This window comes from Pseudomonas lundensis (genome assembly GCF_001042985.1).
GTDB lineage: Bacteria > Pseudomonadota > Gammaproteobacteria > Pseudomonadales > Pseudomonadaceae > Aquipseudomonas > Aquipseudomonas lundensis.
This window is the reverse complement of the sequence record NZ_JYKY01000056.1, coordinates 1-4,680: the sequence shown is the minus strand read 5'-3', so window position 1 is coordinate 4,680 and position 4,680 is coordinate 1. Positions and strand designations below refer to the sequence as shown.

General features: G+C 55.9%; 2 protein-coding genes and 1 pseudogene. All 3 read right to left on the bottom strand.

What is annotated here, in order from left to right; all coding sequences use genetic code 11:
• Window positions 1-63 precede the first annotated feature (63 nt).
• Window positions 64-3,414, bottom strand: a complete 3,351-nt coding sequence (locus TU74_RS22710; protein ID WP_048377727.1) for a toxin VasX — start codon at window positions 3,412-3,414, stop codon at window positions 64-66.
• Window positions 3,411-4,244 (bottom strand): DUF4123 domain-containing protein, encoded by an 834-nt coding sequence (locus TU74_RS22705; protein WP_048377726.1) that lies wholly within the window; start codon window positions 4,242-4,244, stop codon window positions 3,411-3,413. Before TU74_RS22705 ends, TU74_RS22710 begins: the two co-directional genes overlap by 4 nt.
• A pseudogene (locus TU74_RS22700) lies at window positions 4,241-4,680 on the bottom strand (type VI secretion system tip protein VgrG); the annotation flags it as partial. The gene TU74_RS22705 and the pseudogene TU74_RS22700, both read right to left, overlap by 4 nt.

Sequence of the window (4,680 nt, the reverse complement as noted above, 5' to 3'; positions counted from 1 at the left end):
GCGGGTCTGCTTACGTTTGCCGGCGTACTCAGCATCGGCGAAGGACATCTGTTTCATCGGGACTCAACCGTTCGATTCCTGTGAGGCGGGTATTTCACCAAATCTGGAAGCCTTTTTCAGAGTTTCCTTAGCTTTATCCAGCTCGGGGGTTGGAGCACTTTTAACCGCAATAAGTCCCTCGCTGACTGTATAGGTAAAGACCAAACCTTGTTTGCCACCCACGTATCCAATCCCGCTAAATAAGTCGGCTATTGGATTTTTAAACCTCACACGAACAGAAACTGAGCTCGGCTCAGACTCAAAGACACCTGGAATGATGTGAAAGAGCCCTGTCAAACGGACCCCCTGCCCTTCACGATAAGGAATCCATTCACACTGACTGGTTTCAATCCAATACTTACCTATATCTTGTAGCGGTCGTGGTGGATGAACGCGCACACTTGAATTATTACTTTTAACGCGCGCAATCCATTGTTGCGTATCAATTGGATCTCCTACTATTGATAGCTCTAAATAAGCGTTTGAGGGGGTTGCCCCTGGCAAGTCGATAGTCAAGGCACTCACGGCAGGTACAAAAATAAAACCCATGCGATTATCAGCAGACCTTCTTCGTTCAGCACCGACAAAGCTAATTCTAGGGGCGTAAAGTATATCGTAAAGACGTGTTAACTCATGCACTTGGACACTTGAAGGAATAGCTGACACATCCCCTGCTTTCCCTTTTGACCAGCAGCAATTATCAAGAAAATTTTGTAACGGTGTCTGCCGCATCAACCAAGCGACTATGTACAGCACCCCCAACATTGCAAGCAAGTAATTTAACGGCACCATGAGTCGTAAATATCGAATATTCGATAAGGCCACATCCAAGCCAGCAACAATATTTTTATACGTATAGGTAAATCCAAGTAAAGCTTGTGCCCCAGAGGTTAAAGCCTGCGCCCCAACTATTATTTTTTGACCCCGCATCCATGGGTCAATTTGCCCACCAGCATTGTCGAGCTGCAATTGAAGTGACTTGTACTCTTTCAACGCTGCGACTGCCGATAGCAGGCCGAATACCCCACCAAACATCGTCAACACCGACGCAAATTTTGCTCCAACTTTGAGCCTTTCGACGCCACCTCCTCCCCAAAACCCCTTCCTGACCTGCGCATCAATCACCGCCACCAACGCGGCTGCGGCATATAACGTCGCGGACGCTGTCTCGTACTGACGCTGTTGATCCACCCCTTCCAGCACCTGCGCCTGGCTCAGATAACGCCCCGCATTCCAGCTATTAAGCAGCAATGCCGCCAATGCAATCACGCCGCCACTTTTTTGTACCGCAGGTGAGTTAACGATATGGGCGACGTGCCCTGTGCCGATGGCTTTGCCTGTTATTTTTGCCCACTGGATCAGGTCTTCGGCCGCTTTACCGACCAACTGCAACACCTGCCGTCCGCTCTGATTGATCAGGCGCAAGCCGGTCTCACTGCCCACGCGCGCGGCAACCATGATGCTCAACCACGCCCCGCTTAACGGCGCGCCGGGCTCACCGCCCAGTAACAGCAATGCAGCCCCCAAGCGTTTGATCAGGCTATTCCACGCACTGTCAGCCTCGCGAGCGAGTTCGGCGAGGTTGGCAAGGATCGGCGCACCCAGCGGGCCGAGTATTTTGATCAATGCCTGTTCGGCGTTGGCCTGGTTTTCCAGACTCAATGCCGCCATCAACTCTGCGGACCGGCTAATGCCGATGACAGCCGCTTCCAGGGTCGGGCTCCAGCCGTAGAACAACTGACGCAAGGCGCCTTGATCGGCACTGCGCACGTAGTCGGCGTATTGCTCGGCACCTTGTTTGCGCAGGCATTGCGCGCTTAGGCAGGCCATGGCCAAGTGGCCAAGCCATGTCTGGTGAGCGGGGTTGTGGAAATCGACAAACCACGTGCCGCTATGGTGCCGAAGCAAATACACACCCCGGTCGGCATAGAGATGGGTGTGGCGCTGTTGAACCTGAGCGAAATGGTTGGGGGCCGTGTGGTCCAGCCAGGTATTCATGGCCGGCAAGTCAATGTACTGCTCAACCTTTTCACTGACGAAACGGTTTTCCAGGTTGGCCACTTTTGACGCTCGGTAATCGCGCACCAACGCTTCAACTTCGGTGTGCAATTGAGCCGGAATGAATTCACGTACCGAGGCGACCGTGCGTTTTATTTGATCATGCACTTCTGCCAGCCTGGCAGCACCTGCCCAATATTTTGAAATACGCCCGCGCCGTTGATTCAACCGCGCCTCTTCGCGAAACAGCTCTTCCAGATCGCGATCCGCTTTGAGCAGTTGCTCACCCTGCTCCGGGGTCAGCTCAAGCTCATGCTCGCGGTAGCGATAACTCACCTGCCCCGCCACTTCAGCGCCGTCCTCGGTGATCAGGCTGCGTATGAAGCCGCCAATGCTCAAGCGAAGTTGGTGGTCCTGCTGCCATTGTTCATGGCGGCTTTCGACTTGTTCCTGTTCGTGATTAATGTCACGCAGTACGCCCAGATCATCATCCAGGCATGCCAGTACGGCATACAGGCCTTGAGCCTGTTGATGCGCGCCCTCCAGCACTTGTTGCACAGTGAAAGGCGCCCACTGCACCGCACTCCACTCACCAGGCACGGTGTGCTCGGCGGTCATCTCAGGGTGGCTCGCCGCCACACGGATGCGCTCGTTATTCCAGCGCTGAGCGTCCAGCCATTGGGTGATGTTGTGCGTAAGGTTGTCCGTCGGACGGTTTTTGAACACTCGTTGAGCCCATTGCTGTTCGTGGGCTTTATGCGCTTTACCGTTGTGCAGATGGTCAAGGGTCACGGCTCGCGCATAGGTTTCAGGGATTAATTCGCCCATGAGCTGATCCGCCTCATTCAGCGGCACGCAATGGGGGGTCCGAAGTTCATTGGCGAGCTGGCGCAAATCAATAACGCGCATGTGTTGGGCGCGTGCTTGTGGATCCGCTAACTGCTGGCATGCCTCAGGGGTAAGCGGGTATTCGCTGTAAAGCATCCAGGCAGGCTCATGTTTGCTGAGCGTCAGTCCAAACAGTTCGCCACGCTCGACCCGCGTGTCATCGGCCTCCAACGGTTGTTCATGGAGGCAGTGGTTGATTGCCACGGCATAGCGTTTTAGCCCTGCACTGCCTTGCCACACATACACAAACCCTTCGCGTAGCAGTCGTGCGGCCATGGGGTGGCTCTGAGGCGTAACACCCGGTTGAGCCGCCGCGTGTGTGGACGCCTCTTCGCTCAACGCATACCGAACGGGCAGCACAAAAACATAAGGTTGGTAGGCGGGGCATTGGCCCGCGACGCTGTTGACATCGATAGATTCATGACCACAAGCGGCCCGCTCAGCCGCCTCCAGACGTGAGAGTGTGGCGAGTAATTGTTCGTGGCTCATGAGGCAATCTCTGCGCATACAAGCTGGCGTTTAAATTCAGCCAGAAGCTTATCCAGGCGCTCTTTGGGTGAACCATCACGAGAGGCCAATAACTGGCGATACACCGTGTGATCAGGTCCATCAGGAAAGGTGTCACCGAAATGGCCGTACACACTGACCCAGCGCATCACGTCATCCACTGCGCTGTACCCTTGACGCTCGGCACTGCAACAGCAAGCGCTGGCCCATTGCTTCTGCGCGGCTGAATCCAGGCCGTCTAAATACGTCGGAAAAAACTGCTGACAGTGCGCCTGTACGCGCTGCAGAACAGCCTCTCGCCCTGCTTGGCCAAGGTGCTCAAGCTGTTGCGCATCCAGGGTTAGCCAGGGGACATGCGCATACTCGCCCCCCACCCGGGCAGGGCCCTTACGCTGTAAATCACCCTCTGGCAAACGAATCAGGCTCACGGGGCCCATCAACCTGTCACGCTCACCGACGGCCAGGTCTTGCAACCATAAACGGGCAATTCGTGGGTCGTAGTAACGAAAAAAAACGCTGACATCGCCCTCCACCCGGACATGAATCAGGCTGCGCAAGTGCTTGATCAAGCGTTCTTCGTCTGCATCACTTTCAAGCCAGATGCCTGCTGTGGCTTGCCAATGCGCGTCGAAGGCCTGCGCCAACGGGCTATGGGCCTGCACGGCAACTAACAAAGGGCCGCAAAATGCCAGCTCGGCGTATTGGGTCATCAGGTACAAAAAATGAGGCCTTGATCCGGGGGCCAATTCACACACTCGGGCTTGAAGGTTGTCGATCTGGCAACTGTCGAGTAACAAGTAAGCGCGGCTCATGCGGGTGTGCTCCGCATTTTTTCGCAGACAGGGCAAATGGGTTTGGCGCCACGCGCGGCCGCCATCAGTGCTTCGATTTGCGGGCCTGGTGCCAGCGCGATCAAAGGCTCGACAGGGTTCGGTATGGCTGGCATCGCAGGCGTGCCCGGTATCGGCACGCCTCCCGGTTGAATCGGCGAACTGCAATAAATCCCCGCCGCACTGATGACGATATGCTGCCCGCCCGCGTTCAGCGTCAGTGCTGCGCCCGCCTCCAGCCCCACCAGGGCGCCCGCCTTGAGGTGGATTTCTTGCCCGGCTTCGACCAGTACGCTCTGTCCGGCACGGGTATGGGCGCTGGTTGCAATGTGCAGATGATCGCTGCCCAGGATCTGCACTTTGCGGTCCGCGCTGACGGTGCGCTGTTCTTCGGCCTGGAGCACGCTGATGCTGTTGC